The sequence below is a fragment of the Pseudomonas kairouanensis genome (assembly GCF_004682055.1).
Taxonomy (GTDB): Bacteria; Pseudomonadota; Gammaproteobacteria; order Pseudomonadales; family Pseudomonadaceae; genus Aquipseudomonas; species Aquipseudomonas kairouanensis.
In genome coordinates this window covers 96879-123817 of the sequence record NZ_QUZU01000010.1, presented here as the reverse complement: position 1 = coordinate 123817, position 26939 = coordinate 96879, and the positions used below count along the sequence as shown (strand labels likewise).

The window sequence follows — 26939 nt, the reverse complement described above, 5'->3', positions numbered from 1 at the left end:
AACCTCATCAAACTCTTCAGGCGCATATCACTGCGGGTTGGCACGGATGCTGGAAAGCAACGATTTCAGGTTGGCAGCCTTGGGCTTGACCAGCCAGAAACGACGCAGGTAATCATCGAGGTTTTCGGCGAGGTTACGACCCCATTCGCTGCCGGTCTCCTCGACGTACTCGTCCAGCACATGCTGCAAGTGGTTCCGGTAGGACTCCATGGCTTCGCCGCTGATGCGCTGGATCTCGACCAACTCGTGGTTGACCTTGTCGACGAAGGTGTTGTCCTGGTCGAGCACGTAGGCGAAACCGCCGGTCATGCCCGAACCGAAGTTGTAACCGGTCTTGCCCAATACCGCGACAAAGCCCCCGGTCATGTACTCGCAGCAGTGATCGCCCGTGCCTTCCACCACGGTGTGGGCACCGGAGTTGCGCACGGCGAAACGCTCACCAGCAGTACCGGCAGCGAACAGCTTGCCACCGGTGGCACCGTACAAGCAGGTGTTGCCGATGATGGCACTGTCCTGGGTCTTGTAGACGCTGCCTTTAGGCGGAACGATCACCAGCTTGCCGCCGGTCATGCCCTTGCCCACGTAGTCGTTGGCGTCGCCTTCGAGGTACATGTGCAGGCCGCCGGCGTTCCACACGCCAAAGCTTTGGCCCGCAGTGCCCTTGAAACGGAAGGTGATTGGCGCCTTGGCCATGCCTTGGTTGCCGTGCTTGCGCGCGATTTCGCCGGAGATGCGTGCGCCGATGGAACGGTCGCAGTTGCAGATATCCAGTTCAAATTCGCCACCGCTGGCGTCATTGATCGACGAGCCGGCAATTTCCACCATCTTCTCGGCCAGCAGGCCTTTGTCGAACGGCGGGTTGCGCTCAACACCACAGAACTGCGGCTTGTCGGCCGGGATGTGATCGCTGCCCAACAGCGGCGTGAGGTCCAGGTGGTGCTGCTTGGCGGTCTGGCCTTCGAGGATTTCCAACAGGTCGGTACGACCGATCAGTTCTTCGAGGGAGCGCACGCCCAGCTTGGCCAGCCACTCACGGGTCTCTTCGGCGACGTAGGTGAAGAAGTTCACCACCATGTCGACGGTGCCGATGTAGTGATCCTTGCGCAGTTTTTCGTTCTGAGTGGCGACGCCGGTGGCGCAGTTGTTCAGGTGGCAGATGCGCAGGTATTTACAGCCCAGGGCGATCATCGGCGCGGTGCCGAAGCCGAAGCTTTCGGCGCCGAGGATGGCGGCCTTGATCACGTCGAGGCCGGTTTTCAGGCCGCCGTCGGTTTGTACACGCACCTTGCCGCGCAGGTCGTTGCCGCGCAGGGTCTGGTGGGTTTCTGCCAGGCCCAGCTCCCACGGAGCGCCAGCGTACTTGATGGAGGTCAAAGGCGAAGCGCCGGTGCCGCCGTCATAGCCGGAGATGGTGATCAGGTCGGCATAGGCCTTGGCCACACCGGCGGCAATGGTGCCCACGCCGGCTTCAGCTACCAGTTTCACCGAGACCAGGGCCTGCGGGTTGACTTGTTTCAAGTCGAAAATCAGCTGCGACAAGTCCTCAATCGAGTAGATGTCGTGGTGCGGCGGAGGCGAGATCAGGGTCACGCCGGGTACTGCATAACGCAGTTTGGCGATCAAACCGTTGACCTTGCCGCCTGGCAGTTGGCCGCCCTCACCGGGCTTGGCGCCCTGGGCCACCTTGATCTGCAGCACTTCGGCGTTGACCAGGTATTCCGGGGTTACACCGAAACGACCCGTGGCCACTTGCTTGATTTTCGAGCTCTTGATGGTGCCGTAGCGCGCCGGGTCTTCACCGCCTTCGCCGGAGTTGGAACGCGCACCCAGGCGGTTCATGGCTTCGGCCAGGGCTTCGTGAGCCTCAGGCGACAACGCGCCCAGGGAAATACCAGCGGAGTCGAAGCGCTTGAGGATCGATTCCAGCGGCTCGACTTCGCTGATGTCCATGGCGGTGTCCAGGGTTTTCACCTTGAACAGGTCGCGGATCATCGACACCGGGCGGTTGTCCACCAGCGAGGTGTATTCCTTGAACTTGGCGTAGTCGCCCTGCTGCACGGCGGCTTGCAGGGTGTTGACCACGTCCGGGTTGTACGCGTGGTATTCGCCACCGTGCACGAACTTGAGCAGGCCGCCCTGCTGGATCGGCTTGCGCGCGCTCCAGGCTTCGGCTGCCAGGGCTTTTTGTTCGGCTTCGATGTCGACGAAACGCGCGCCCTTGATGCGGCTTGGCACGCCACGGAAGCTCAGGTCGCAGACTTCTTCCGACAGGCCGATGGCTTCGAACAGTTGCGCGCCACGGTAGGACGTGACGGTGGAGATGCCCATCTTCGACAGGATCTTCAGCAGGCCCTTGGTGATGCCCTTACGGTAGTTCTTGAACACCTCATAGAGGTCGCCCAGCACTTCACCGGTGCGGATCAGGTCGCCCAGCACTTCGTAGGCCAGGAACGGGTACACCGCCGAGGCGCCGAAACCGATCAACACCGCAAAGTGGTGCGGGTCACGGGCGGTGGCGGTTTCCACCAGGATGTTGGAATCGCAGCGCAGGCCTTTTTCGGTCAGGCGGTGATGCACCGCGCCGGTGGCCAAGGATGCGTGGATCGGCAGCTTGCCCGGAGCAATGTGGCGGTCGGTCAAAACGATCTGGGTGCGACCGGCGCGCACGGCTTCTTCGGCCTGGTCGGCGACGTTGCGCACAGCGGCTTCCAGGCCCAGGCTCTCGTCGTAGTTCAGGTCGATGATCTGGCGGTCGAAGCCTGGGCGATCCAGGGTCATCAACGAGCGCCACTTGGCCGGCGAAATCACAGGCGAGCTGAGGATCACGCGGGAGGCGTGCTCAGGCGATTCCTGGAAGATGTTGCGCTCGGCACCGAGGCACACTTCCAACGACATCACGATGGCTTCGCGCAGCGGGTCGATCGGTGGGTTGGTCACCTGGGCGAACTGCTGGCGGAAGTAGTCGTATGGCGTGCGCACGCGCTGGGACAGCACGGCCATTGGCGTGTCATCGCCCATGGAGCCGACAGCCTCGTAGCCTTGCTCGCCGAGGGGGCGCAGCACCTGGTCACGTTCTTCGAAGGTGACCTGGTACATCTTCATGTACTGCTTGAGCTGGTCAACGTCGTAGAAAGCCGAACCGTGGTCGTTGTCTTCCATGGTCGCCTGGATACGCAGGGCGTTCTTGCGCAGCCACTGCTTGTACGGGTGACGGGACTTCAAACGGTTGTCGATGGCGTCGGTGTCAAGGATCTGCCCGGTTTCGGTGTCCACGGCCAGGATCTGGCCAGGGCCTACGCGGCCTTTGGCAATCACGTCTTGCGGCTGGTAGTTCCACACGCCGATTTCCGACGCCAGGGTGATGAAACCATTGGTGGTGGTGACCCAACGCGCCGGGCGCAGACCGTTACGGTCGAGCAGGCACACCGCGTAGCGGCCGTCGGTCATGACCACACCGGCCGGGCCGTCCCACGGTTCCATGTGCATCGAGTTGTACTCGTAGAACGCACGCAGGTCCGGGTCCATGGTTTCGACGTTCTGCCACGCTGGCGGAATGATCATGCGCACGCCACGGAACAGGTCGATGCCGCCGGTGACCATCAGTTCGAGCATGTTGTCCATGCTGGAGGAGTCGGAGCCGACGCGGTTGACCAGCGGGCCGAGCTCTTCGAGGTCCATCAGGTCGTTGGCGAACTTGGTGCGACGGGCCACAGCCCAGTTGCGGTTGCCGGTGATGGTGTTGATCTCGCCGTTGTGGGCGAGGAAGCGGAATGGCTGGGCCAGCGGCCATTTCGGCAGGGTGTTGGTGGAGAAGCGCTGGTGGAACACGCAGATTGCGGTTTGCAGGCGCTCGTCGCTCAGGTCTGGATAGAAGGCGGTGAGGTCCGCCGGCATCATCAGGCCTTTATAAATGATGGTCTTGTGGGAAAAGCTGCAGATGTAGTGGTCAGCGTCAGCAGCGTTGGCAACCGACGAACGGCGGCGGGAGGTGAACAGCTTGATCGCCATGGCCTGGTCGCTCAGGCCGTCGCCTGCGATGAACACTTGTTCGATCTGCGGCAGGCGCTCCAAGGCCAGGCGGCCGAGCACGCTGGTGTCGATCGGCACTTTGCGCCAGCCGACGAGTTGCAGGCCGGCAGCGACGATTTCGCGGTTCATGTTCTCGCGAGCGGCCTCGGCTTTGACCGGGTCCTGGTTGAAGAACACCATGCCCACGGCGTACTGCTTGGGCAGTTCGACCGCAAATTGCTCTTTGGCGACGGCGCGCAGGAACAGGTCGGGCTTTTGGATCAGCAGGCCACAACCGTCACCGGTCTTGCCGTCGGCGTTGATCCCACCGCGGTGGGTCATGCAGGTCAGGGCCTCGATGGCCGTTTGCAAAAGGGTATGACTGGGCTCGCCCTGCATATGGGCTATCAGGCCGAAACCGCAGTTATCCTTGAATTCATCGGGTTGGTACAGACCTGCTTTCATAGACACTTTCTCACCAGGCTGCCTCTTATACCGAGGCAAATTTCTTTTCAATTCAACCGGTTACCTTCCACGCCGAACGTACGCCGGCTTAGCGGGGGGCAAAAGGGAGGTCATTGTACACACCGACACAGACGCTCACAAATTTAGCGACGAGATGTCGCAAATCTATGTCGCATTTATGAAAGGTTTAAAGCGATATGCTGTGCTAGTCAAAACTTTTTTAATTTTGACCGCTACGACTCAAAAGCCACTGTGACGCAGACACCACAAAGCGCGCGGCTTCTGGGAAGCTGCACGCCATGCGATTTTTTTTGAGGTGCCGGGAGGGCGGCCTGGGTAAGGCCGCCGGATCTTCAGCGAGTTGCTGCCAGTTCTTGTTGAACGCTGGCGACAGTGCGAGGCCAAGGTTTACCAGCCTGAACCTTCGCTGGCAAGGTTTTGATCGCAGAATCAGCTGCGGCACGGCTTGCGAAGTTGCCGTAGGTGATCACGTACAGAGGCTTGCCGTTGAGCACTTTCTTGAAATAACGGTACTCGCCGCCCTGCTCTTTCACGAACGCCTGGGCGTTGGCTTCGGAGCTGGTGCCCAGGATCTGCACCACGAAGTTGCTCGCGGGCTGGCTGCCGTACCAACCGCTGCCAGCAGTACCGGCCTTGGCGACAGTGACGGGTTTTTCAACAGGCTTGGCCGCTGGGGCCGGAGCTGGCTTGGCTGCTGGCGCAGGTGCAACCGGCTTGGTCACCGGTGCAGGCTTGGCAGTAGCCACCGTAGGCGCAGGCGTTGGCTTGGCCGCTGGCTGACCCGCTGGCACGCCCGCAGGTGGCGCGGTAGTGGTCACCGTCGGCGGTGTGGCGCTGGAGCCTTCCACCGGTACGCCGTCGTCGCCTTCGGAGATACCACCGGCTTCTTCGGCGAGTGGGCCGCGCATCACGGGCTGGCCGACCATCGGCAGGTTGGTGGGTTGGCCGGAATTGGCGAACTCGACGTTTGGAGTAGGCTTGCCCAGTGGCAACTGCGCCTGCTCTGTTGGCGCGCCGGCAGTGGTGGGCGCCTTGTTGCGACCCGGGATCAACCAGGCGGCGGCAACGGCGACCACGACAACGGCGGAAATAGCCAATACGTGCTTCTTAGGCATAGTGAACCCCATCTTTGGACGCTTGACCGCAGAGCGGCTGGCAATCATGGCTTCGATCATCGCATCGCGGGCGACCTGATTGATGGTGCCAGGCCAGCCGTCAGAGCTTTCGTGAATATCAGAGATCTGTTGGGCGGAGAAAAGTTCGATACCCGCGCCTGCGCCCTCCAGGCGTTGAGCCAGGTACTCCCGGGTTTCTTCTTCTTCGTACGGCTGCAACTCGATAACGTGGAACAGCTCTTGCTCACCGCTGATCTGCTCCAGATCGGCGATCAGCGACGACTCACCAAACAGGAACACATGAGGGCGACCTTCCGGCGTACCTGCCGCCAGCGCCAGCAGGGCTTCAAGGGCAGATTCGTCGAGCTGCTCGGCGTCATCCACCAGCAGGTAGACTTCCTGGCCGGTCAGGCCCAGTTGCACAACCTGCTTGAGGATCGCGTTCGGCTCGGCGGTGGCCACGTCCAGCGACTGCGCGACTTGGCGCAGCACGCCCGCCGCATCGCCGTTGCCACGGGCCGACACCACCACGCTCTGCACCGACTGCTTGTTGGTGCTGGCCACCAGGGCCTGGCGCAGCAAGGTCTTGCCGCTGCCCAACGGGCCGGTCACCACCAGCAGCAACTGGCTGTAACGCGCCAGATGGTGCAGCTGGCCGAGCACTGGCTTGCGCTGGGCCGGGAAAAATTTGAAACCAGGTACCCGTGGAGCAAAAGGGTCGTGGCTTAACTGGTAATGGCCGAGGAACGCCTCGTCGGCATGCAAACTAGTCATCGGGATCTGATTAACCTTTCAGCTGAGCCAGGGCACGGTAATCCGCGCCCAGCGTGGCTTGTAGAATCTCTTTTGGATAATCGTCGGTCACCACCGCTTCGCCCATGTGGCGCAGCAGCACCAGTCGCAGTCGACCGTCGATCACTTTCTTGTCTATCGCCATATGTTCGAGGAAGTCCGCCTCGGTCATCTCTTGCGGCGGGATAACCGGCAAACCGGCGCGCTGGAACAGGCGGATACCACGATCGCGCTCCTGGGCGCTGATCCAGCCCAGGCGTTGCGACATCTCCAAAGCCATCACTGTGCCAGCCGCTACGGCCTCCCCATGCAGCCACACACCATAGCCCATGTGGGTTTCGATCGCATGGCCGAAGGTGTGCCCCAAGTTCAAGGTAGCCCGTACACCGGACTCCCGTTCGTCGGCATTCACCACCAGCGCCTTGGCGGCGCACGAGCGGGAAATGGCTTCGGTAAGCGCTGCCTGGTCCAGACCGCGCAGGGCATCTACATGCTCTTCGAGCCAGGTGAGAAACGGCTCGTCGCAGATCAGACCGTACTTGATGACCTCCGCCAGGCCCGCAGACAGTTCACGCGGTGGCAGGGTGTTGAGGGTTGCAGTGTCGATCAGTACAGCCTGGGGCTGATAGAACGCGCCGACCATGTTCTTGCCCAGCGGATGATTGATACCGGTCTTGCCACCCACCGACGAATCGACCTGGGACAACAAGGTGGTGGGCACCTGGATAAAGTCCACGCCACGCTGGTAGCAGGCCGCCGCAAAACCGGCCATATCGCCGATCACACCGCCACCCAGGGCAATCACAGTGGTGCGGCGATCATGGCGGGCAGTCAACAGACCATCAAAGATCAGTTGCAGGGTTTCCCAGTTCTTGTGGGCTTCGCCATCGGGCAGGATCACCGAGATCACGGAATAGGCCGCCAGGCTGCGGCTCAGACGCTCAAGATACAGTGGCGCGACGGTCTCATTGGAGATGATCGCCACTTGCCGCCCGGCAATGTGCGGTGCAAGCAACTCGGGCTGGTCCAGCAGACCTTCGCCAATATGGATCGGGTAGCTGCGCTCGCCTAGATCGACCTTAAGTGTCTGCATGTGTCCCCGCGTTAGAGATGTATTGACGACCAGCAACGCCAGAAACCGGCGTTGCCTGATGGCTCTACGCCACACCTCAAAGGGTGTTGGCGCGCCGCCGAGAATAGCGCATTTCGGGCCTGGCTTTAACGGGGTGGCAGCCGTTGCAGGCGCTCAAGAATGTCGAGGACCACCATCCGGGGCGGCCGCTCATCGGTTTCGACCACCAGATCGGCAATTTCCCGATACAGCGGATCGCGCAGTGTGAGCAGGTCCCGCAGGGTTTTCTCCGGGTTGGCCGTGCGCAGCAACGGGCGATTTCGATCGCGGGCGGTGCGGCCCACCTGCTGCTCGACCGAGGCATGCAGATAGACCACGCGGCCGCCGGCATGCAGCGCCCGGCGGTTTTCTTCGCGCATCACCGCGCCGCCGCCGGTGGCCAATACCACGCCATCGAGGCCACACAGCTCTGCGATCATCGCCTGCTCGCGGTCACGAAAGCCCAGCTCGCCTTCCTTATCGAAGATCCATGGGATATTGGCACCCGTGCGCACTTCAATTTCCTTATCGGAATCTTTGAATGGCAGGCGCAGCTCTTTGGCCAGCAAACGGCCGATGGTGCTTTTTCCAGCCCCCATCGGTCCTACAAGAATCAAATTTCGCACAGAATCAACGACTCACAGCAATCGCCTGGTTATTCATAATACGCGGAGTCAGGAATACCAGCAGCTCGGATTTTTTCTCCGCCAGCACATCGCGCCGGAAAAGGCGGCCAAGATACGGCACATCGCCCAAAAATGGCACTTTATCTACCACTTTGCTTTGGGTATTGGAGAAAACCCCGCCAATGACGATGGTCTCGCCATCCTTGACCAGCACTTTGGCGTTGACTTCGTTCTTCTTGATGGGCGGCACATCGTTGAGTTTATTCAGGTAGTCGGGTTCATCCTTGGTGACCTTGACCTCCATGATCACCCGGTCGTCCGGGGTGATCTGCGGGGTGACTTCCAGGGACAACGAAGCCTCCTTGAACGACACCGAAGTGGCGCCACTGGAGCTGGATTCCTGATAGGGAATCTCGGTGCCCTTGAGTATCCGCGCCGTTTCTTTGTCGGACGTCACCACCTTGGGCTGCGAGACGATTTCGCCGTTGCCGGTTTTTTCCATGGCGGTCAGTTCCAGGTCCAGCAAGAGGTTGTCGGTGATGTAGGCGATGCCCAGGCCGGACGTGCCGGTAATCGCCCCCAAATCGACAAACGGAGAACTGGACGGGCTTTCCGGCGGTTCGGTGCCCTCAGCCACGGGTTTATTGATACCCCCCGCACTCCAATTGCCACGACTGATCCGTCCACCCCAGCGTGCCCCCAGGCTTTTGTCATAATCGACATTGGCCTCCACAATCCGCGCCTCGATCATCACTTGGCGCACCGGGATATCCAATTGCGCCACGATGCGCCGCAGTTCTTCCAGCCGCTCAGTGGTTTGGTAGGCAATGATGTTGTTGGTGCGGTCATCCACGGCCACCGAACCGCGCTCATCGGTGGTGCCCTCCAGGCCGGTCACGGACTGGAACAGCTTGGCCAGGTCCGCCGCCTTGGCGTAGTTGACCTGCAGTAGTTCCCGGCGCAGGGGCGCCAGTTCGGCCACCTGTTTGCGCGACTCCAACAGCAACAACTCACGCGCCGCCAACTCCTCGGCGGGCGCCACCAGCAACACGCCGGCCTTGACCCGCTTATCCAGGCCCTTGGCTTGAAGCACCAGGTCCAGCGCCTGGTCCCAGGGCACGTTTTTCAGGCGCAGGGTGACTGAACCCTGTACATCGTCACCGGCGACCAGATTGAGCCCTGCCACATCGGCGATTTGCTGCAACGCCGTGCGCAACTCGATGTTCTGGAAATTGAGGTTCATCGGGCCACCGGCATAGACGCCCGCCACCGTAGTGTCGGGCGGCGGCAGATGGATCAGGTCGACGCGATTGGGCACAGCAGCAGCCATCGGTGCCGAAAGCGCTATCCATAGCGCTACACCGAAGGACGAGAAAGTCCTTTTCATTGTTTTGCTTCCGTTATGAGTTGACGTTCAACACAAGGGTCCGCGGGCGCTCCAGCCACGCGCCCTGTTCATCGGGGAACAGTTCGACCAGTTCCACATAGCCATCATGGATGGCCGTGACCCGACCGTGGTCCAGCCCCAAGTAGTCACCGACTGCCAGGCGATGCACTTGGGAGGCGGCGCGCAACAGGGCGAAAGTGTGCAGGCCACGGGACAGCGTGCCGACCATTTCAAATTGCTCCACCGCCAGGCTTTCCAGCACGCCACGCGGCCTGCTGAGGTCTGGCGCAGTGGCCGGGCGGCCAGGCGTATGGTCGGGTTGCAAGGCATGCAGCAGGAACGGGTCCCGCAGGCCGGACGAATCGTAGGTGAAGGAGAGAGGCTGCACAGAGCGCTTGCGCCTCCCACTGTCCTGCCGCCCATGCCAATAGACCTTGGCCAGTAAATCCAGGCGCAGCAGCTTGCCATCTGGCCGCAGGGCAACATCGTGTGTCGTGGTGATTCGTGCAAGGCCACCCAGCGCACTCACGAACATCGCCAGGTCGTGATACGCACCTGCCACGCCAATCTGCACCGATTGCTCGGTATAGAGCGGCTGAGGCTGTTCCTGCAGGGGTGTGACGCTCTCGACCAGCAAACCATTGGCCAGAGCCAGGCGTGCAATATCTTCCAGCAAGCCCGGCATTTCGGATTCGCCCGGCAATTGCTGCAACAGCGCGTCGACCTTCTCCCGCATCACCAGTAACTGGTGGTGACGCGCTTCAAGGCCGGCAGACTGGGCTGCCTTTTGCGCAATTTGCTGCTGCAAGGCAGCTTCGCGCGCTTCGGCCTGCTGCAACCGTTCCCGTGAAGGGCTCAGATACACCCCCTCACCGACCACCCACACCGCCCCCGCCAGCGCACAACCCAGCAAGGCCTTGCCAGGTAGCGGCCATTTTGCAGCGCGGTGAATGAGTGTGCGAAGTGTGAGCCCGGGCAGGCTCACGGCTGAACCTCGGAGGACTCTCCCTGGCGCACCGTCAATTGAAATTCATTGTTACCGCGAACACTGTCGGTACGCACATGCTGCAGCCGAGTGGCGCGGGTACCTTCGGAGGCTTCCAGGCGGCGCATCAGCTGGGCGATGTCCTGGCTGGATTCGGCACTGCCGCTGATGCTCACCGTATCGCCCTTGGCAACCACTTCGTGCAAATGCACACCTTCAGGCACGGTGCGCGCCAGCTGATCCAGCAGCTGTGCGCCGGACGAACGGCCATCGTGCAGGTCCTGCACAACCTTCATGCGCTCCGCCAGTTGCTGGCTTTGCACCTGCAGATCGTCAATGGTCCTGATCCGCGCATCCTGAACGGCGACTTCTTTATCCAGATGACTGTTACGCGTGACTTGCCGATCGATCGCCTGGTCGATCACCTGATCCGCCAGCCACACGGCAGCCAGCGCCACACCAGCGAACGCCAGCAAGAACGCGAGGAAATACTTGCGCCGCCGCTGCGCCAGCGCCTGGCGCCAAGGCAAAAGGTTGATTCGTGTCATCAAGCGAAACTCCTCAGGGCCAACCCGCAAGCAACTCCCATCCCTTGGACATTCACTGCCCATTGTGCACCATCGACACGATGGCTCGGCGTGAAGCTGGCGAAATCCTGACGGCAAGCACGCGCCAATGCAAACGCTTCGATGTCGACCACCTTCGGCACCAGCCCCGCCAAGGCCAAAACCGCCTCCCTGGATTCCACATGCGCCTTCAGGCAAGCCGCCAGCAACACCTCGACTCGCGTCGGGTCCTGAGCCGAATGCCCTTGAACCTGAAAGTCGATGGCGACTTCGTCCAGCGGGTAAGGAATGTACTGGTCCGCCTCAGACTGGATCATCCAGGCCATTTCATCATCGCTGAGCCCAGCCGACATCTCGATAACCCGCGTAATAACCGAAGGCCCGGACACCGCAACCGCCGCGCCACGGGCCGACGTCTGCAGCCGAGGCCATGCTGTGTGCAGGGTGCGCCCTATGCTGTCGAGATCCAGCAACGCACCATCGACCACTGCGTGGGCGGGCAGCGCCTGGGAGGCGAAACCCTGGATGCTGTAACGACTGCCGCAACGGCCCAACTCCACCAACCGGATGGCCGTGTCACTGATATCGACACCCACGACGGTGTCGGTTTTTCCCGTGAAAAATCCCTTTCTCATAAAACTCCCTAAAACTTTGCCTGTCATACCGCCTGATTGCCGCTGGGCGCCATGCATTCGGTCGACATGTTGGAGAGCCGCGAATGACGCCCCAAGTCGAAAAATGCTTTAATGCCCAGCGTTTTTTCCCGCTTTTTATCTGCCGCTCGGGTTGATCCATCGTTTGCCATGCATGCCCCGACGCCTAACTCATTCTTTTCTCTGGAAATCCAAAAGCCTTGATTCGTCTGCTGAAGTTTTTCGGGTACTCCATTGTCGCGATTTTCTGCGGGCTGCTGCTCGTACTCAGCGGTGCCTACCTCTACCTTAGTCCGGGTTTACCTTCCGTAGAGGCCCTCAGAAGTATCCAGTTGCAGATTCCTTTGCGGGTCTACAGCAGCGACGAAAAACTGATCGCGGAGTTCGGCGAAATGCGCCGCACACCGATCCGTTTTGCCGATATTCCGCCTAATTTCATCAGTGCCCTGCTGTCGGCCGAAGACGATAATTTTGCCAACCACTATGGCGTGGACCCCAGCAGCCTGGTGCGCGCAGCTACACAACTGGTAAAAAGTGGCCACATTCAATCGGGCGGCAGCACCATCACCATGCAGGTGGCGAAGAACTTCTTCCTCACCAGCGAGCGCAGTTTTTCGCGCAAAGCCACCGAAATCCTGCTGGCCCTGCAGATCGAACGCCAGCTGACCAAGGACGAGATCCTTGAGCTGTACGTGAACAAGATCTACCTGGGCAACCGCGCCTACGGTATCGAGGCCGCTTCCCAGGTGTACTACGGCAAGTCCATCCGTGACGCCAGCCTGGCGCAGATGGCCATGATTGCCGGCCTGCCCAAGGCCCCTTCGCGCTTCAACCCCCTGGCCAATCCCGCGCGCAGCAAAGAGCGTCGCGACTGGATCCTGGGGCGCATGTACAAGCTGGGCAAGATCGACCAGGCCGCCTATGAAAGTGCAGTGGCCGAGCCGCTGAACGCCAGCTACCACGTACCGACGCCGGAAGTGAACGCGCCCTACATTGCCGAAATGGCTCGCGCCGAGATGGTCGGCCGCTATGGCAGCGAGGCCTACACAGAGGGCTTCCGCGTGACCACCACGGTGCCAAGCGACTTGCAGGACTTCGCCAATAACGCAGTGCATTCAGGCCTGGTCACCTACGACCAGCGTCACGGCTATCGCGGCCCTGAATCGCGCCTGCCGGGCAAGACCCTGAGCGCATGGACCACAGAACTGAGCAAGCAACGCACCATCAGCGGCCTGGAGCCAGCCATCGTCACCCAGGTGAGCAAAGATGGGGTGCAGGTCCTGACCCGCACCGGTGAAGCCCGTGTGAGCTGGGACAGCATGAAATGGGCGCGCCCGTTCCTGAACACCAACAGCATGGGCCCCATGCCCAAGCAGCCGTCGGATGTGGCACAGGTGGGTGACTTGATCCGCGTGCAACGCCAGAAGGACGACAGCCTCAAGTTCAGCCAGGTGCCGCTGGCCCAGGGCGCGCTGGTTTCCCTCGACCCGCAGAACGGTGCAATCCGCGCGCTGGTGGGCGGCTTTGCCTTCGAGCAGAGCAACTACAACCGCGCCACCCAGGCCAAGCGCCAGCCGGGTTCGAGCTTCAAGCCATTCATCTACAGTGCCGCACTGGACAACGGCTACACCGCCGCCAGCCTGGTCAACGATGCGCCGATCGTGTTTGTCGATGAGTACCTGGATAAAGTCTGGCGACCTAAGAACGACACCAACACCTTCCTCGGCCCGATCCGCATCCGCGAGGCGCTGTACAAGTCGCGCAACCTGGTGTCGATCCGTCTGCTGCAGGCCATGGGCGTGGGCAAGACCATCGACTACATCACCCGCTTTGGCTTCAACAAGTCAGACCTGCCGCCCAACCTGTCCCTGGCCCTGGGCACCGCGACCCTGACGCCGATGGAGATCGCCACGGGCTGGAGCACCTTTGCCAACGGCGGTTATAAGATCGCGCCGTACCTGATCGACAAGATCGAGAGCCGCAATGGCGATACCCTCTTCACCGCCAACCCGCCACGGGTACCGGGCGATGTGGTCAACGGCGTAGCCGCCACCGACGGCCTGGCCGCACCGAGCAATGGGGGGATCACCATCGAGCCGACGCCGGGTGCAGCGCCAACCGCGAACACCACCACGCCAACCGAACCCCAGGCACCGGCCGTTGCCGAACGCGTGGTGGATGGCCGCACCACTTACATTCTCAACAGCATCCTTGAGGATGTGATCAAGAAGGGTACCGGCCGCCGCGCTCTGGCCCTGGGCCGCGCAGACATCGCCGGCAAGACCGGTACCACCAACGAGTCCAAGGACGCCTGGTTCTCCGGCTACAACGCCGATTACGTGACCACCGTCTGGACCGGCTACGACCAGCCAGAAAGCCTTGGCCGTCGCGAGTTTGGTGGCACCGTCGCGCTGCCGATCTGGATGAGCTACATGGGCGCAGCCTTGAAGGACAAGCCCCTGCACACCCAACCTGAGCCCGAAGGCATCCTCAGCCTGCGGATCGACCCGGTCAGCGGCCGTGCAGCCTCGCCAAGCACACCGAATGCGTACTTCGAACTGTTCAAGAGCGAAGACACCCCGCCGTCGGTCAATGAGCTGGGCAATGGCGTGGCACCGGGCAGCCCGCTACCGGCAGACGAGGCAGCGCCGATTGATTTGTTCTAACGCGATCTGCGCCTGAATGCAGATCCAGTGTGGGAGCGGGCTTGCTCGCGAAAGAGGAGTGTCAGTCAGCGTAACTGGCGACTGATACACCGCTTTCGCGAGCAAGCCCGCTCCCACATTTGGATCTACGCCAAGCCCAAGTAAATGGCCCCACAGCAAAAAGCCCCGACTCGCAAGAGCCGGGGCTTTTTGTTGGTGCGCTACAACGGCTTAGCCGTTGAACACATCATCCACGCTTTGCAGCGGGTAGTTCTTCGGATACGGCAGGGTGGCCACGCCGGTTTCGATAGCGGCCTTGGCCACGGCATCGGAGATCAGGGTGATCAGGCGCTTGTCCATTGGCTTCGGAATAATGTACTCACGACCGAATTCCAGCTTGGCGCCACCGTAGGCGTCGCACACGTCCTGAGGCACCGGCAGCTTGGCCAGTTCACGCAGGGCGTTGGCGGCAGCCACTTTCATCTCTTCGTTGATGCGCTTGGCGCGAACGTCCAGGGCACCACGGAAGATGAACGGGAAGCCCAGTACGTTGTTGACCTGGTTCGGGTAGTCCGAACGGCCGGTGGCCATGATCACGTCGCTGCGGGTGGCGTGAGCCAGTTCCGGCGAGATTTCTGGGTCCGGGTTGGAGCAGGCAAACACGATCGGGTTGGCCGCCATGGATTTGAGGCCTTCAGCGCTCAGCAGGTTCGGGCCGGACAGGCCAACGAACACGTCTGCACCGTCCAGGGCGTCAGCCAGGGTGCGCTTGGAGGACGGGTGGGCAAACATCGCCTTGTACTGGTTCAGGTCGGTACGCTCGGACTGGATCACGCCCTTGCTGTCGACCATGTAGATGTTCTCGAGCTTGGCACCCATGCTCACGATCAGCTTCATGCAGGAGATGGCCGCAGCGCCGGCGCCCAGGCAGACGATCTTGGCGTCAGACAGGGTTTTGCCAGCGATTTCCAGGGCGTTGATCATGCCGGCAGCGGTAACGATCGCGGTGCCGTGCTGGTCATCGTGGAATACCGGAATGTCGCACTGCTCGATCAGGGCCTTTTCGATCTCGAAGCACTCAGGTGCCTTGATGTCTTCCAGGTTGATGCCACCGAAGGTGATGGAAATGCGCTTGACGGTGTCGATGAAAGCCTGCGGGCTCTCGGAGTCGACTTCGATGTCGAAAACGTCGATGCCGGCAAAGCGCTTGAACAGCACGCCTTTACCTTCCATGACTGGCTTGGAAGCCAATGGGCCGAGGTTACCCAGGCCGAGAATCGCGGTGCCATCGGAAATCACTGCAACCAGGTTGCCTTTGCCGGTGTACTTGTACGCCAGCTCAGGGTCGCGGGCGATTTCACGTACGGGCTCGGCCACGCCAGGGCTGTAGGCCAGCGACAGGTCGCGGGCGGTGGCGGTGGCTTTGGTGAGCTCTACACTCAGCTTTCCTGGACGAGGATTGGCATGATATTCGAGAGCGGCAGTTTTCAAATCAGACATATCGGCATTCCGCTTTTACTGTTGGTCGACGGACCGCCGAGGATACGCGTGTCGCAAAGTCCCTACAAGACTGGGTAGTCACCGGTGTCAAGGCCCCAAAGCGACGTACTTTGGTCTAAGGCCACGGGATACAAGGGCTCAACTGTTCACAATCGAATAAAAAAATGTCTACAATTTTTTATTAATTCGTCGATTTGAGCATGCTGGGGTCGGTGATTGGCAGCAACCAGCGTGCCTGGCCGTTTTTTATGCCGCCACGTTTGGCGCGATCCTGTAGCCAGCCACGCGCCTCGATGGTCTTGCCTTGCAGGCCATTCAACAAATCGCTGTCGAATTTACGGGCCAAGTCGGGAGCGATGCGCAATACCAGTGAACCCTGCAATTCGATCCAGATCCCACCGCGATTGCGCTCAACCTTGCTCACTTGGCCGCTGACCAGGGCAAAGCCGGACTGCTTGAGCTGCGCCACGTTTTGCACCGGCGACTGCCGCCACAGACCCAACCGCGCCTTACGGGCACTGTTTTCGGCAGCCTGTTGGCAAGTGACAAGATCGACATTGGGCGCCACGCCCACCTGGAACCCCAAGCCTTCGGCCAAGAGCCGCGCTTCAAGATTCTCGCCGTCGGCACCGTAGAGATGGGCCAATGTTCGACCATAACGGTCCTTGCTCTCACGACCCGGCACCACGCCAACGCGGCTGCCGCTGGCCGTAATCAACGCCTGCAGGCGCTGGCGGGCGGCGACGGCATAGGGTTCATCCGTCCGATCTTTCTTGGCGGTTTCCGGGGCATTAAGGCCGATCATGCGCACGCTGCGGCCATCCTTGAGGCGCACCGTGTCGCCATCCACCACGCGCTGCACCTCCACCTGGGCCAGGGACGGCGGTGCCGGGCAAAACACGTGGGCCTGGGCTGGCGCGAGCCAAATCCCAGGCACAAAAAAGGCGCCCCAAAGGGACGCCTTTTTCAACAGCTTGCAAAAGCCCATAAGGCCTTTGAGCCTTACTCTGCTGGAGTAGCAGCAGGCTTCTTGCCGAAAGCACCAAAGCGATCTGCGAAGCGCTGTACGCGGCCGCCGGTGTCCAGAGTCTTCTGCTTACCGGTGTAGAACGGGTGGCACTCGTTGCATACGTCAGTACCCAGTGGCTTGCACAGGTTCGAACGGGTTTCGAACTTGTTGCCGCAGCTGCAGGTTACTTCGATGGTTTCGTACGCTGGATGGATATCGGCTTTCATGGCACTTCCTCGGGCTAGCGTGCCGCCACTCGACACTATTGTCGAATACCGCACGTAATTAGGCCGCGGATTCTACCAGACCTTTTTAATCACGCAAGCGGCGCTAAGGGTGCGAACCGTCCTTTCATCAGAAAACCATCGGCTACCCCAAGCCCTCCCCTGTCTGCTAGGCTCCCGCCCCTGCGCCACCGCCTGCCTTTATAGATGAGACCCCCCGCGTGCCCGACGCCATTTTGCGCCTAGCCTTGCCCTCGCCCCTGCGCCGCCTGTTCGACTACCGGGCCCCGGCCGGCGTGCTGCGGGCGCAGTTGCAGCCGGGCATGCGTGTGCGGGTGCCGTTTGGGCGACGGGAAATGATCGGCATCCTGGTGGAAGTCGCCGACCACAGCGAAGTGCCGGCCGAGAAGCTCAAGCCCGCCCTGGCCATGCTCGATGCCACCCCGCCGCTACCACCGGCGCTGTTCAAGCTGTGCCTGTGGACCGCCCAGTATTACCAGCACAGCCTGGGCGACACCCTGAGCTGGGCGCTGCCGGTGCTGCTGCGCCAGGGCGAGCTGGCCGAAGCACGCCAGGAACGTTTCTGGTCGATGGCCCCCGATGCACGCCTGGACGACCCGCGCATCGCCCGTGCCCCGCGCCAGCGTGAAGCCCTGGCCACGCTCGCCCAGCACCCCCACGGCGTGGCCCATCAGCTGCTAAGCAAGCTGATGCTGAGCAAAGACAGCCTCGACCTGCTGCTCGCCAAGGGCCTGGTGCAGGTGGAAATCCGCAAGCACGCCCCCGACCCACGCCACGAACACTGGCTGGCCCAACCGGAGTTGCCGCTCAACCCCGAGCAACGCGCCGCCTATGAGGCGATACGCGCAGGCTTCGACAGCTTCCACGCGTTCCTGCTGGCCGGCGTCACCGGCAGCGGCAAGACCGAAGTGTATTTGCAGTTGATCCGCGAAACGCTCCAGGCTGGCAAACAGGCGCTGGTGCTGATCCCCGAGATCAACCTGGGCCCGCAGACCCTGGCGCGCTTCGAGCAGCGTTTCAATGCGCGCATCGCCCTGGTGCACTCGGCGGTCAATGACCGTGAGCGCCTGGAGTCCTGGCTGGCGGCACGGGACGGCGAGGCCGACATTATTATCGGCACCCGTTCGGCGCTGTTCACCCCGATGAAAAACCCCGGACTGATCATCATCGACGAGGAGCACGACGGCTCCTACAAACAGCAGGAAGGCCTGCGCTACCACGCCCGCGATTTGGCGCTGGTGCGCGCACGCCAAGAAGACATCCCGATCGTGCTGGGGTCGGCCACGCCGTCCTTGGAGAGCTTGCACAACGCCTACACCGGCCGTTACGGCCTCCTACGTCTCAACGAGCGAGCCGGTGGCGCCAAACAACCGCGCTTCCTGCGCCTGGACGTAAAAAGCCGCCCGCTGGACAGCGGCATTTCCGGCCCGATGCAACAAGCCATCGGCCAGACCCTCGCCGCTGGCCAGCAAGTGCTGGTGTTCCTCAACCGCCGCGGCTTTGCGCCGACGCTCTTGTGCCATGACTGCGGCTGGATGTCCGAATGCGAGCGCTGCGACGCGCGCATGACCGTGCACCAACGCTACGGCGAACTGCGTTGCCATCACTGCGGCCATGTGGAACGGGTGCCGCGGCACTGTCCGCAATGCGGCAAAGTGGACCTGCGACCGGTGGGCGCGGGCACCGAACGGGCGGAAGAACGCCTGGGCATTTTGTTCCCGGACTATCCGGTGCTGCGGGTCGACCGTGACAGCACCTCGCGCAAAGACGCGATGAACCAACTGTTCGCCACCATCCAGAAAGGCCAACCGTGCATCCTGATCGGCACGCAGATGCTCGCCAAGGGGCACCACTTTCCACGGGTCACCCTGGTGTCGATCCTGGATGCCGACGGCGGCCTGTTCTCCGGCGACTTCCGCGCCAGCGAGCGCATGGCGCAACTGATCGTGCAGGTTGCTGGCCGCGCAGGCCGCGCCGAAGAGCCAGGCAAAGTGATTATCCAGACCCACCTGGCCGACCACCCGCTGCTGATCCAACTGACAGAACAAGGCTACTTTGCCTTCGCCGAACAGGCGTTGAGTGAGCGTCGCGCCGCCGGTTTGCCGCCGTTTTCCCATTTGGCGCTGCTACGGGCCGAAGCCCACAAACCGGGGCAAGCGGAAGGTTTTCTCGACGAGGCATGCAGCGCTGCCGAAGGGTTACTCGGCGAACTGGGCCTCACCGGCATCGAATTGCTCGGCCCGGTGCCTGCCCCCATGGAACGTCGCGCTGGCCGCTACCGCGCTCAGCTACTCTTGCAGGCGACGTCCCGCGCACCATTGCATCGGCTATTAAGTAGCTGGTTGCTTGCCCTGGAGCAAATGCCCAGCGGCCGGCAGGTGCGATGGTCGTTGGATGTGGACCCGGTAGATTTGTACTAAACCCCACACTGTAGGAGCGAGCTTGCTCGCGAAAAACCCGAGAGCGCCACGTATCACCCGCAAACCCGCGTCATCGTTGACGATTTTCGCGGGCAAGCTCGCTCCTACATGAGCCCCGCAGGTCCGGAACGGTTGGCAAGCCCGCCCTCGCCACGGATAATGCCCAGTTTTTCCACCTGCGCATCGCGCGCCGCCGCTTGCGGCACAAAGAGAACACCATGAAAGACACCATTCGCCAGCTGATCCAACAAGCCCTCACCCAACTCGTCAACGAAGGTGTGTTGCCTGAAGGCCTGACGCCGGCGATCCAGGTGGAAAACACCCGCGACAAGACCCACGGCGACTTCGCCAGCAACATCGCGATGATGCTGTCCAAGCCTGCGGGCATGAAGCCGCGCGACCTGGCGGAAAAAATCATTGCCGCCCTGCCGGCCGACGAGAGCGTCACCAAGGCTGAAATCGCCGGCCCAGGCTTTATCAACTTCTTCCAGAACACCCAGGCCCTGGCTTCGCGCCTGGATGCGGCCCTGGCCGACCCGAACATTGGCGCACGCAAGGCCGGCGGCACCCAGCGCGTGGTCATCGATCTATCGGCACCGAACCTGGCCAAGGAAATGCACGTCGGCCATCTGCGTTCGACCATCATTGGCGACGGCGTAGCGCGCGTGCTGGAGTTTCTCGGCGACACCGTGATCCGCCAAAACCATGTGGGCGACTGGGGTACCCAGTTCGGCATGCTGATGGCCTACCTGCAAGAAAACCCGATCACCAGCAATGAGCTGTCAGACCTGGAAAACTTCTACCGCGCCGCCAAGAAGCGCTTCGACGAATCCGAAGAATTCGCCGACCGCTCCCGTGGCCTGGTGGTCAAGCTGCAGGCCGGCGACAAGGAATGCCTGGAGTTGTGGAGCCGCTTCCGTGATATCTCCCTGTCCCACTGCCAGGAAATCTACGAGCTGCTCAACGTCAAATTGACCATGGCCGATGTGATGGGCGAAAGCGCCTACAACGACGACCTGATCAACGTGGTCAACGACCTCAAGGCCAAAGGCCTGCTGGTGGAAAGCAACGGCGCCCAGTGCGTGTTCCTCGAAGAATTCAAGACCGCCGACGGCGAGCCGCTGCCGGTGATCATCGTCAAGGCCGATGGCGGCTACCTGTACGCCACCACCGACCTGGCGGCCGTTCGCTACCGCAGTGGCGTGCTCAAGGCTGATCGTGCGCTGTACTTCGTGGACCAGCGCCAGGCCCTGCACTTCCAGCAAGTGTTCGAAGTGGCGCGTCGCGCGGGCTTTATCACCCACCCGATGCACATGGAACACATGGGCTTTGGCACCATGAACGGCGCGGATGGCCGCCCGTTCAAAACCCGCGACGGCGGCACCGTCAAATTGATCGACCTGCTCAATGAAGCCCAGGACCGTGCCTACAACCTGGTGAAGGAAAAGAACCCGGAACTGGCCGAAGCCGACCTGCGCAACATCGCCCGCGTGGTGGGCATTGGCGCGGTGAAATACGCCGACCTGTCCAAGCACCGCACCAGCGACTACAGCTTCAACTTCGAGCTGATGCTCAACTTCGAAGGCAACACCGCGCCGTACCTGCTCTACGCCTACACCCGTGTGGCCGGCGTGTTCCGCAAGCTGGGCAAGGACTTCAGCGAGGTCCAGGGCCAGATCGTGCTGGATGCCCCGCACGAACAGGAACTGGCGGCCAAGCTGGCGCAATTTGGCGAAGTGCTCAACAGCGTCGGCGAGAAAGGCACGCCGCACATCCTGTGCACCTACCTGTACGAAGTCGCTGGCCTGTTCTCCAGCTTCTATGAGAACTGCCCGATCCTGACCGCAGACGACGAAGCCCAGAAGCAAAGCCGCCTGCGCCTTGCCGCACTGGCGGGTCGCACCCTCAAGCAAGGCCTGGAACTGTTGGGCCTGGAAACCCTGGAGCGTATGTAAGTTGGCTGCCAAGAAAAAACCTGCACCCAAGCGCGGCGCCAGCCGCTACCAGGCCCCAGCGAAGAAACCGATTCCGGGCTGGTTGTGGATGGCCATCGGCCTTACGGTCGGTGCATTTATCGTGTTCTTGATGAAGCTGGACCCAGGTAAGGGCGATGACGTCAAACGGGTCAAACAGGAGCAGCAGAAAGCCACGAAAATGGCCGAAGCCAACAAGACCACGCCAAGCCCGACAGCGCCGGTGAAGCCCAAATACGACTTCTACACGCTGCTGCCGGAGTCGGAAGTGATCGTGCCGCCTGACGCCGTGCCGGAGAAAACCCTGCCGACGCCGCAAGTGCCAACCACACCGGTTACCCCTGCGGAAGCGGCGAAGATCGACACGGCACGTGCGCAGGCCGCGCTGGCCGGCATCACCCCACCGCCAGCACCGCCTGTTGCAGAAACCAAGGCAGCTCCGGTGACCAAGTTCTTCCTGCAAGCGGGCTCGTTCCCCAAACAGGCAGATGCGGATCGTGTACGGGCGCAGATTATTTTGCTGGGCCAGGCGGTGACGGTGGAGTCTGGCACGGTAAAGGACGCGACCTGGTATCGCGTGTTGGTGGGGCCGTTCAGCAACCGTGAACAGTTGACCGTGGCGCAGAAGCAATTGGCCGGCGCGGGCTTTAGCAACCTGTTGTTACAACAACGCCAGAGCCGCTGACCTTCAGCCAACCTGGATCAAATGTGGGAGGGGGCTTGCTCCCGATAGCAGTGTGTCAGCCAATACATGTGCTGATTGATCCACTGCCATCGGGAGCAAGCCCCCTCCCACATTTGGTTTTGTGGTGCTCTTGAAAAGGTGTAAGACCTATAAACACCACTCGTCCGCATACTGCCCCTACGGTTGAAATCCCCCCCGCCACCCCCATATGAGTTTTCATCAGGGCATTTTCGCCCCGCTGCGTGGAGACTCTCCCCTTGACCACCATCGTTTCAGTACGTCGCCACGGCAAAGTCGTCATGGGCGGCGACGGCCAGGTTTCCCTTGGCAATACCGTGATGAAAGGCAACGCCAAGAAAGTGCGTCGCCTGTACCACGGCCAGGTTCTCGCGGGCTTTGCCGGCGCTACCGCCGACGCCTTCACCCTGTTCGAGCGCTTTGAAGGCCAACTGGAAAAACACCAGGGCCACCTCGTACGTGCCGCCGTCGAGCTCGCCAAAGAATGGCGCACCGACCGCTCCCTCAGCCGCCTGGAAGCCATGCTGGCCGTAGCCAACAAAGACGCATCCCTGATCATCACCGGTAACGGCGATGTGGTTGAGCCTGAACATGGCCTGATCGCCATGGGTTCCGGCGGTGGCTACGCCCAGGCGGCCGCCAGCGCACTGTTGAAGAAAACCGACCTGTCGGCCCGTGAGATCGTCGAGACTGCCCTGGGCATCGCCGGCGATATCTGCGTGTTCACCAACCACAACTTCACCATTGAGGAGCAGGACCTCGCCGAGTAAGCCGTAGGCTTATTCCCGCTTGAGGCCGCCAAACACTATGTCCATGACTCCCCGCGAAATCGTCCACGAACTCAACCGCCATATCATCGGCCAGGACGATGCCAAGCGCGCCGTTGCCATTGCGCTGCGTAACCGCTGGCGCCGGATGCAACTGCCCGAAGAACTGCGCGTTGAAGTGACGCCCAAGAACATCCTGATGATCGGCCCTACAGGCGTCGGTAAAACCGAAATCGCCCGTCGCTTGGCCAAGCTGGCCAACGCACCGTTCATCAAGGTCGAGGCCACCAAGTTCACTGAGGTGGGCTATGTGGGCCGCGATGTCGAATCGATCATCCGTGACCTGGCCGACGCCGCGCTGAAGCTGTTGCGCGAGCAGGAAATGACCAAGGTCAGCCACCGCGCCGAAGACGCTGCCGAAGAACGCATCCTCGATGCCCTGCTGCCACCGGCGCGCATGGGCTTCAACGAAGACGCCGCACCGGCCTCCGACTCCAACACCCGTCAGCTGTTCCGCAAGCGCCTGCGTGAAGGCCAGCTGGATGACAAGGAAATCGAAATCGAAGTTGCCGAAGTGTCCGGCGTCGATATCTCTGCCCCGCCTGGCATGGAAGAAATGACCAGCCAGTTGCAGAACCTGTTCGCCAACATGGGCAAGGGCAAGAAGAAAAGCCGCAAGCTCAAGGTCAAAGACGCGCTGAAGCTGGTGCGCGACGAAGAAGCCGGGCGCCTGGTGAACGAGGAAGAACTCAAGGCCAAGGCCCTCGAAGCGGTCGAGCAGCACGGCATCGTGTTTATCGACGAGATCGACAAGGTGGCCAAGCGTGGCAACTCCGGTGGCGTCGATGTGTCCCGCGAAGGCGTACAGCGCGACTTGCTGCCGCTGATCGAAGGCTGCACGGTGAACACCAAGCTGGGTATGGTCAAGACCGACCACATCCTGTTTATCGCCTCCGGCGCGTTCCACCTGAGCAAGCCAAGCGACCTGGTGCCGGAGCTGCAAGGCCGCCTGCCGATTCGTGTTGAGCTCAAGGCGCTGACCCCAGGCGACTTCGAGCGCATCCTCAGCGAGCCGCATGCTTCGCTTACCGAGCAATACCGTGAGCTGCTGAAAACCGAAGGCTTGGGGATCGAGTTCCAGCCGGACGGCATCAAGCGTTTGGCGGAGATTGCCTGGCAGGTCAACGAGAAGACCGAGAACATCGGTGCGCGTCGTTTGCACACCTTGCTGGAGCGGTTGCTGGAGGAAGTGTCCTTCAGTGCTGGCGATTTGGCTGGGGCGCAAAATGGCGAAGTGATCAAGATCGACGCAGAATACGTCAACAGCCACTTGGGCGAATTGGCGCAGAACGAAGATCTGTCGCGCTACATTCTGTAAGCCACACGCAGAACTGCTTTGCTCTAATGTGGGAGGGGGCTTGCTCCCGATGGCGGTCTGTCAGATAGAGATATGCTGACTGACACACTGCTATCGGGGGCAAGCCCCCTCCCACATTTTTACGCCGGTTTCTTCAGGGTTATCTCCAATGTCCAAATTTCCTACTGCTGTAAACCTGCACAAAACCTCCAACACCCTCGGCCTCACCTACGGGCCCGACGAGGTGTACCAACTCCCCGCTGAACTGCTGCGCACCCACTCGCCTTCCGCTGAGGTACAGGGCCACGGCAAGCCTATCCTGCAATTCGGCAAGCTCAACGTCCGGCTCACCAAGATCGAGCCCGCTGGCCAGTACGCACTGAAATTGACCTTTGACGATGGTCATGACAGCGGACTGTTCACCTGGGACTACCTCTACCAGCTGGCCGTGCGTCAGGATGCGCTGTGGGCCGATTATCTGGCCGAACTCAAAGCCGCTGGTAAAACCCGCGATCCGAGCGAGTCGGTCGTGCGGCTGATGCTCTAGCCCAGGCGTCTTGCTCTTTAGAGGGCATTTTCTAATTTCATCTGCTTGAATGCCCAGTCTCGTGGCCAACGATTGGCCCGCTTGCGAAAAAAATTAAACTCGGGTAACCAATGGAACTGGCAAGTTCCCTGCATTTGACGATGCGGTATCAACGGTCACCCGAGTCGCAGTACCTGGCTTGTGTTGTGTATCGAGATTTGATGCACAGCGGTAACGGGTACTCGTCTTTCGGACAATGGAGCGTCGTAGATGAGTAACAAGAACAACGATGACTTGAAACGCCAAGCCTCGGAAAACACCCTGGGGCTCAACCCGATCATCGCGTTACGGAAAAAGGATTTACTCGCCTCGGCGAAGATGGTGCTGACCCAAGCCATCAAGCAACCGTTGCACAGCGTCAAGCACGTCGCCCACTTTGGCGTCGAATTGAAGAACGTGATGTTCGGCAAATCCCAACTGGTGCCCGAGAGCGACGACCGCCGCTTCCATGACCCGGCCTGGAGCCAGAACCCGCTCTACAAGCGCTACCTGCAAACCTACCTGGCGTGGCGCAAGGAACTGCATGACTGGATCGGCGACAGCAACCTGTCTGACCAGGACATCAGCCGCGGCCACTTCGTGATCAACCTGATGACCGAAGCCATGGCCCCCACCAACAGCGCGGCCAACCCGGCGGCGGTCAAACGCTTCTTTGAAACCGGCGGCAAGAGCCTGCTGGACGGCCTGTCCCACCTGGCCAAGGACATGGTGCACAACGGCGGCATGCCCAGCCAGGTCAACATGGGCGCCTTCGAAGTGGGCAAGACCCTGGGCACCAGCGAAGGCGCGGTGGTGTTTCGCAACGACGTGCTGGAGCTTATCCAGTACAAGCCGATCACCGAACAGGTGCACGAGCGCCCCCTGCTGGTGGTGCCGCCGCAGATCAATAAATTCTATGTCTTCGACCTGAGCCCGGATAAGAGCCTGGCGCGCTTTTGCCTGCGCAATGGCCAGCAGACCTTTATCGTCAGTTGGCGCAACCCGACCAAGGCCCAGCGCGAGTGGGGGTTGTCGACCTACATCGAGGCGCTCAAGGAAGCGGTGGATGTAGTGACCGCCATCACCGGCAGCAAAGACATCAACATGCTCGGCGCCTGCTCCGGCGGTATTACCTGCACCGCCCTGCTCGGCCACTATGCCGCGCTGGGGGAAAAGAAGGTCAACGCCCTGACCCTGTTGGTGAGCGTGCTGGACACCACCCTGGACACCCAGGTGGCGCTGTTCGTCGATGAGCAGACCCTGGAGGCGGCCAAGCGCCACTCCTACCAGGCCGGTGTGCTGGAAGGCCGCGACATGGCCAAGGTATTCGCGTGGATGCGCCCCAACGACTTGATCTGGAACTACTGGGTCAACAACTACCTGCTGGGCAATGAACCCCCGGTGTTCGACATCCTGTTCTGGAACAATGACACCACCCGCTTGCCCGCCGCGTTCCACGGCGACCTGATTGAACTGTTCAAGAACAACCCGCTGGTGCGCGCCAATGCCCTGGAAGTGTGCGGCACGCCCATCGACCTCAAGCAGGTTACCGCAGACATTTATTCCCTGGCGGGCACCAACGACCACATCACGCCATGGCAGTCTTGCTACAAATCGGCGCAATTGTTTGGGGGCAAGGTGGAGTTCGTGTTGTCCAGCAGCGGGCATATCCAGAGCATCCTCAACCCGCCGGGCAACCCCAAGGCGCGCTATCAGACCAGTGACAGCCTGACGGCGAAACCGCTGGAATGGCAGGAAAATGCCACCAAGCACACCGATTCGTGGTGGCTGCATTGGCAAGCGTGGCAGGCGGAGCGGGCCGGTAAGCTGAAGAAGGCGCCGACGAGTCTGGGTAACAAGACTTACGCCGCAGCCGAAGCGGCACCCGGCACCTATGTACACGAACGCTAAGCGAAACACAGCTTTGTAGTTGGAATGCGGTCAAATGTGGGAGCGGGCTTGCTCGCGAAAGCGCTGGGTCAGTCAGTACATCTGTTGCTGACAGACCGCCTTCGCGAGCAAGTCG

The 26939-nt window shown here is 61.2% G+C and carries 19 protein-coding genes; 8 read left to right on the top strand and 11 right to left on the bottom strand.

What is annotated here, in order from left to right; translation table 11 throughout:
- Positions 1–27: 27 nt before the first annotated feature.
- The 8 genes from gltB to pilM form a co-directional block, all read right to left on the bottom strand.
- The gene (gene gltB, locus DYL59_RS10930; RefSeq protein WP_135289192.1) at positions 28–4473 is read right to left on the bottom strand and encodes a glutamate synthase large subunit; all 4446 of its coding nucleotides are present in this window, start codon (positions 4471–4473) and stop codon (positions 28–30) included.
- A 353-nt stretch (positions 4474–4826) separates the two neighbouring features.
- A complete protein-coding gene (locus DYL59_RS10920) occupies positions 4827–6383 on the bottom strand; it encodes an SPOR domain-containing protein (RefSeq protein ID WP_135289191.1) in 1557 nt (518 codons plus the stop codon).
- Positions 6384–6393: 10 nt separating this feature from the next.
- Positions 6394–7494 carry a 3-dehydroquinate synthase gene (aroB, locus tag DYL59_RS10915; protein WP_135289190.1) on the bottom strand — a complete coding sequence of 367 codons (1101 nt, stop codon included), beginning with the start codon at positions 7492–7494 and terminating at the stop codon, positions 6394–6396.
- A 125-nt stretch (positions 7495–7619) separates the two neighbouring features.
- A complete protein-coding gene (aroK, locus tag DYL59_RS10910; protein ID WP_105695062.1) occupies positions 7620–8138 on the bottom strand; it encodes a shikimate kinase AroK in 519 nt (172 codons plus the stop codon).
- Between the two features lie 4 nt (positions 8139–8142).
- Positions 8143–9468, bottom strand: a complete 1326-nt coding sequence (locus DYL59_RS10905) for a type IV pilus secretin PilQ (RefSeq protein WP_135289239.1) — start codon at positions 9466–9468, stop codon at positions 8143–8145.
- Positions 9469–9538: 70 nt separating this feature from the next.
- Positions 9539–10510: a pilus assembly protein PilP gene (locus DYL59_RS10900; protein ID WP_135289189.1), complete on the bottom strand. Its 972-nt coding sequence runs from the start codon at positions 10508–10510 to the stop codon at positions 9539–9541.
- Positions 10507–11058: a PilN domain-containing protein gene (locus tag DYL59_RS10895; protein WP_135289188.1), complete on the bottom strand. Its 552-nt coding sequence runs from the start codon at positions 11056–11058 to the stop codon at positions 10507–10509. Before DYL59_RS10895 ends, DYL59_RS10900 begins: the two co-directional genes overlap by 4 nt.
- Positions 11058–11711 (bottom strand): type IV pilus biogenesis protein PilM, encoded by a 654-nt coding sequence (gene pilM, locus DYL59_RS10890; RefSeq protein ID WP_135289187.1) that lies wholly within the window; start codon positions 11709–11711, stop codon positions 11058–11060. The genes DYL59_RS10895 and pilM overlap by 1 nt, the downstream gene beginning before the upstream one ends.
- A 221-nt stretch (positions 11712–11932) precedes the next feature.
- On the opposite strand from pilM, the gene DYL59_RS10885 reads away from it, so the two are divergent.
- Positions 11933–14395 carry a penicillin-binding protein 1A gene (locus DYL59_RS10885; RefSeq protein ID WP_420359278.1) on the top strand — a complete coding sequence of 821 codons (2463 nt, stop codon included), beginning with the start codon at positions 11933–11935 and terminating at the stop codon, positions 14393–14395.
- Positions 14396–14605: 210 nt separating this feature from the next.
- On the opposite strand, the gene DYL59_RS10880 is transcribed toward DYL59_RS10885, so the two are convergent.
- From DYL59_RS10880 to rpmE, 3 genes are all read right to left on the bottom strand, one after another.
- Entirely contained in the window at positions 14606–15874 is a 1269-nt protein-coding gene (locus tag DYL59_RS10880) for a malic enzyme-like NAD(P)-binding protein (protein ID WP_135289185.1), read from the bottom strand.
- Positions 15875–16055: 181 nt separating this feature from the next.
- Positions 16056–16862 (bottom strand): thermonuclease family protein, encoded by an 807-nt coding sequence (locus DYL59_RS10875; protein WP_135289184.1) that lies wholly within the window; start codon positions 16860–16862, stop codon positions 16056–16058.
- A 14-nt stretch (positions 16863–16876) separates the two neighbouring features.
- Positions 16877–17110: a 50S ribosomal protein L31 gene (gene rpmE, locus DYL59_RS10870; protein WP_005784030.1), complete on the bottom strand. Its 234-nt coding sequence runs from the start codon at positions 17108–17110 to the stop codon at positions 16877–16879.
- Between the two features lie 218 nt (positions 17111–17328).
- On the opposite strand from rpmE, the gene DYL59_RS10865 reads away from it, so the two are divergent.
- From DYL59_RS10865 to phaC, 7 genes are all read left to right on the top strand, one after another.
- A complete protein-coding gene (locus DYL59_RS10865) occupies positions 17329–19548 on the top strand; it encodes a primosomal protein N' (protein WP_135289183.1) in 2220 nt (739 codons plus the stop codon).
- Positions 19549–19766: 218 nt separating this feature from the next.
- Complete coding sequence (gene argS / locus DYL59_RS10855; RefSeq protein WP_135289182.1) at positions 19767–21503, top strand: arginine--tRNA ligase; 1737 nt, start codon at positions 19767–19769, stop codon at positions 21501–21503.
- A 1-nt stretch (position 21504) separates the two neighbouring features.
- Positions 21505–22206 carry an SPOR domain-containing protein gene (locus tag DYL59_RS10850; RefSeq protein ID WP_135289181.1) on the top strand — a complete coding sequence of 234 codons (702 nt, stop codon included), beginning with the start codon at positions 21505–21507 and terminating at the stop codon, positions 22204–22206.
- Between the two features lie 257 nt (positions 22207–22463).
- Complete coding sequence (gene hslV, locus DYL59_RS10845; protein WP_010563201.1) at positions 22464–22994, top strand: ATP-dependent protease subunit HslV; 531 nt, start codon at positions 22464–22466, stop codon at positions 22992–22994.
- Positions 22995–23031: 37 nt separating this feature from the next.
- Positions 23032–24369, top strand: a complete 1338-nt coding sequence (gene hslU / locus DYL59_RS10840) for an ATP-dependent protease ATPase subunit HslU (RefSeq protein WP_135289180.1) — start codon at positions 23032–23034, stop codon at positions 24367–24369.
- A 148-nt stretch (positions 24370–24517) separates the two neighbouring features.
- Complete coding sequence (locus tag DYL59_RS10835) at positions 24518–24895, top strand: gamma-butyrobetaine hydroxylase family protein (protein WP_012721806.1); 378 nt, start codon at positions 24518–24520, stop codon at positions 24893–24895.
- A 249-nt stretch (positions 24896–25144) separates the two neighbouring features.
- A complete protein-coding gene (gene phaC, locus DYL59_RS10830; RefSeq protein ID WP_135289179.1) occupies positions 25145–26824 on the top strand; it encodes a class II poly(R)-hydroxyalkanoic acid synthase in 1680 nt (559 codons plus the stop codon).
- Positions 26825–26939: the final 115 nt, after the last annotated feature.

Excerpts from the sequence above, each read along its gene's own strand:
- pilM (WP_135289187.1), bottom strand. The coding sequence starts at position 11,711 with ATGAGAAAGGGATTTTTCACGGGAAAAACCGACACCGTCGTGGGTGTC.
- hslU (WP_135289180.1), top strand. The coding sequence starts at position 23,032 with ATGTCCATGACTCCCCGCGAAATCGTCCACGAACTCAACCGCCATATC.
- gltB (WP_135289192.1), bottom strand. The coding sequence starts at position 4,473 with ATGAAAGCAGGTCTGTACCAACCCGATGAATTCAAGGATAACTGCGGT.
- DYL59_RS10835 (WP_012721806.1), top strand. The coding sequence starts at position 24,518 with ATGTCCAAATTTCCTACTGCTGTAAACCTGCACAAAACCTCCAACACC.
- DYL59_RS10905 (WP_135289239.1), bottom strand. The coding sequence starts at position 9,468 with ATGGCTGCTGCTGTGCCCAATCGCGTCGACCTGATCCATCTGCCGCCG.
- DYL59_RS10875 (WP_135289184.1), bottom strand. The coding sequence starts at position 16,862 with ATGGGCTTTTGCAAGCTGTTGAAAAAGGCGTCCCTTTGGGGCGCCTTT.
- rpmE (WP_005784030.1), bottom strand. The coding sequence starts at position 17,110 with ATGAAAGCCGATATCCATCCAGCGTACGAAACCATCGAAGTAACCTGC.
- DYL59_RS10880 (WP_135289185.1), bottom strand. The coding sequence starts at position 15,874 with ATGTCTGATTTGAAAACTGCCGCTCTCGAATATCATGCCAATCCTCGT.
- DYL59_RS10895 (WP_135289188.1), bottom strand. The coding sequence starts at position 11,058 with ATGACACGAATCAACCTTTTGCCTTGGCGCCAGGCGCTGGCGCAGCGG.
- phaC (WP_135289179.1), top strand. The coding sequence starts at position 25,145 with ATGAGTAACAAGAACAACGATGACTTGAAACGCCAAGCCTCGGAAAAC.
- DYL59_RS10920 (WP_135289191.1), bottom strand. The coding sequence starts at position 6,383 with ATGACTAGTTTGCATGCCGACGAGGCGTTCCTCGGCCATTACCAGTTA.
- aroB (WP_135289190.1), bottom strand. The coding sequence starts at position 7,494 with ATGCAGACACTTAAGGTCGATCTAGGCGAGCGCAGCTACCCGATCCAT.
- argS (WP_135289182.1), top strand. The coding sequence starts at position 19,767 with ATGAAAGACACCATTCGCCAGCTGATCCAACAAGCCCTCACCCAACTC.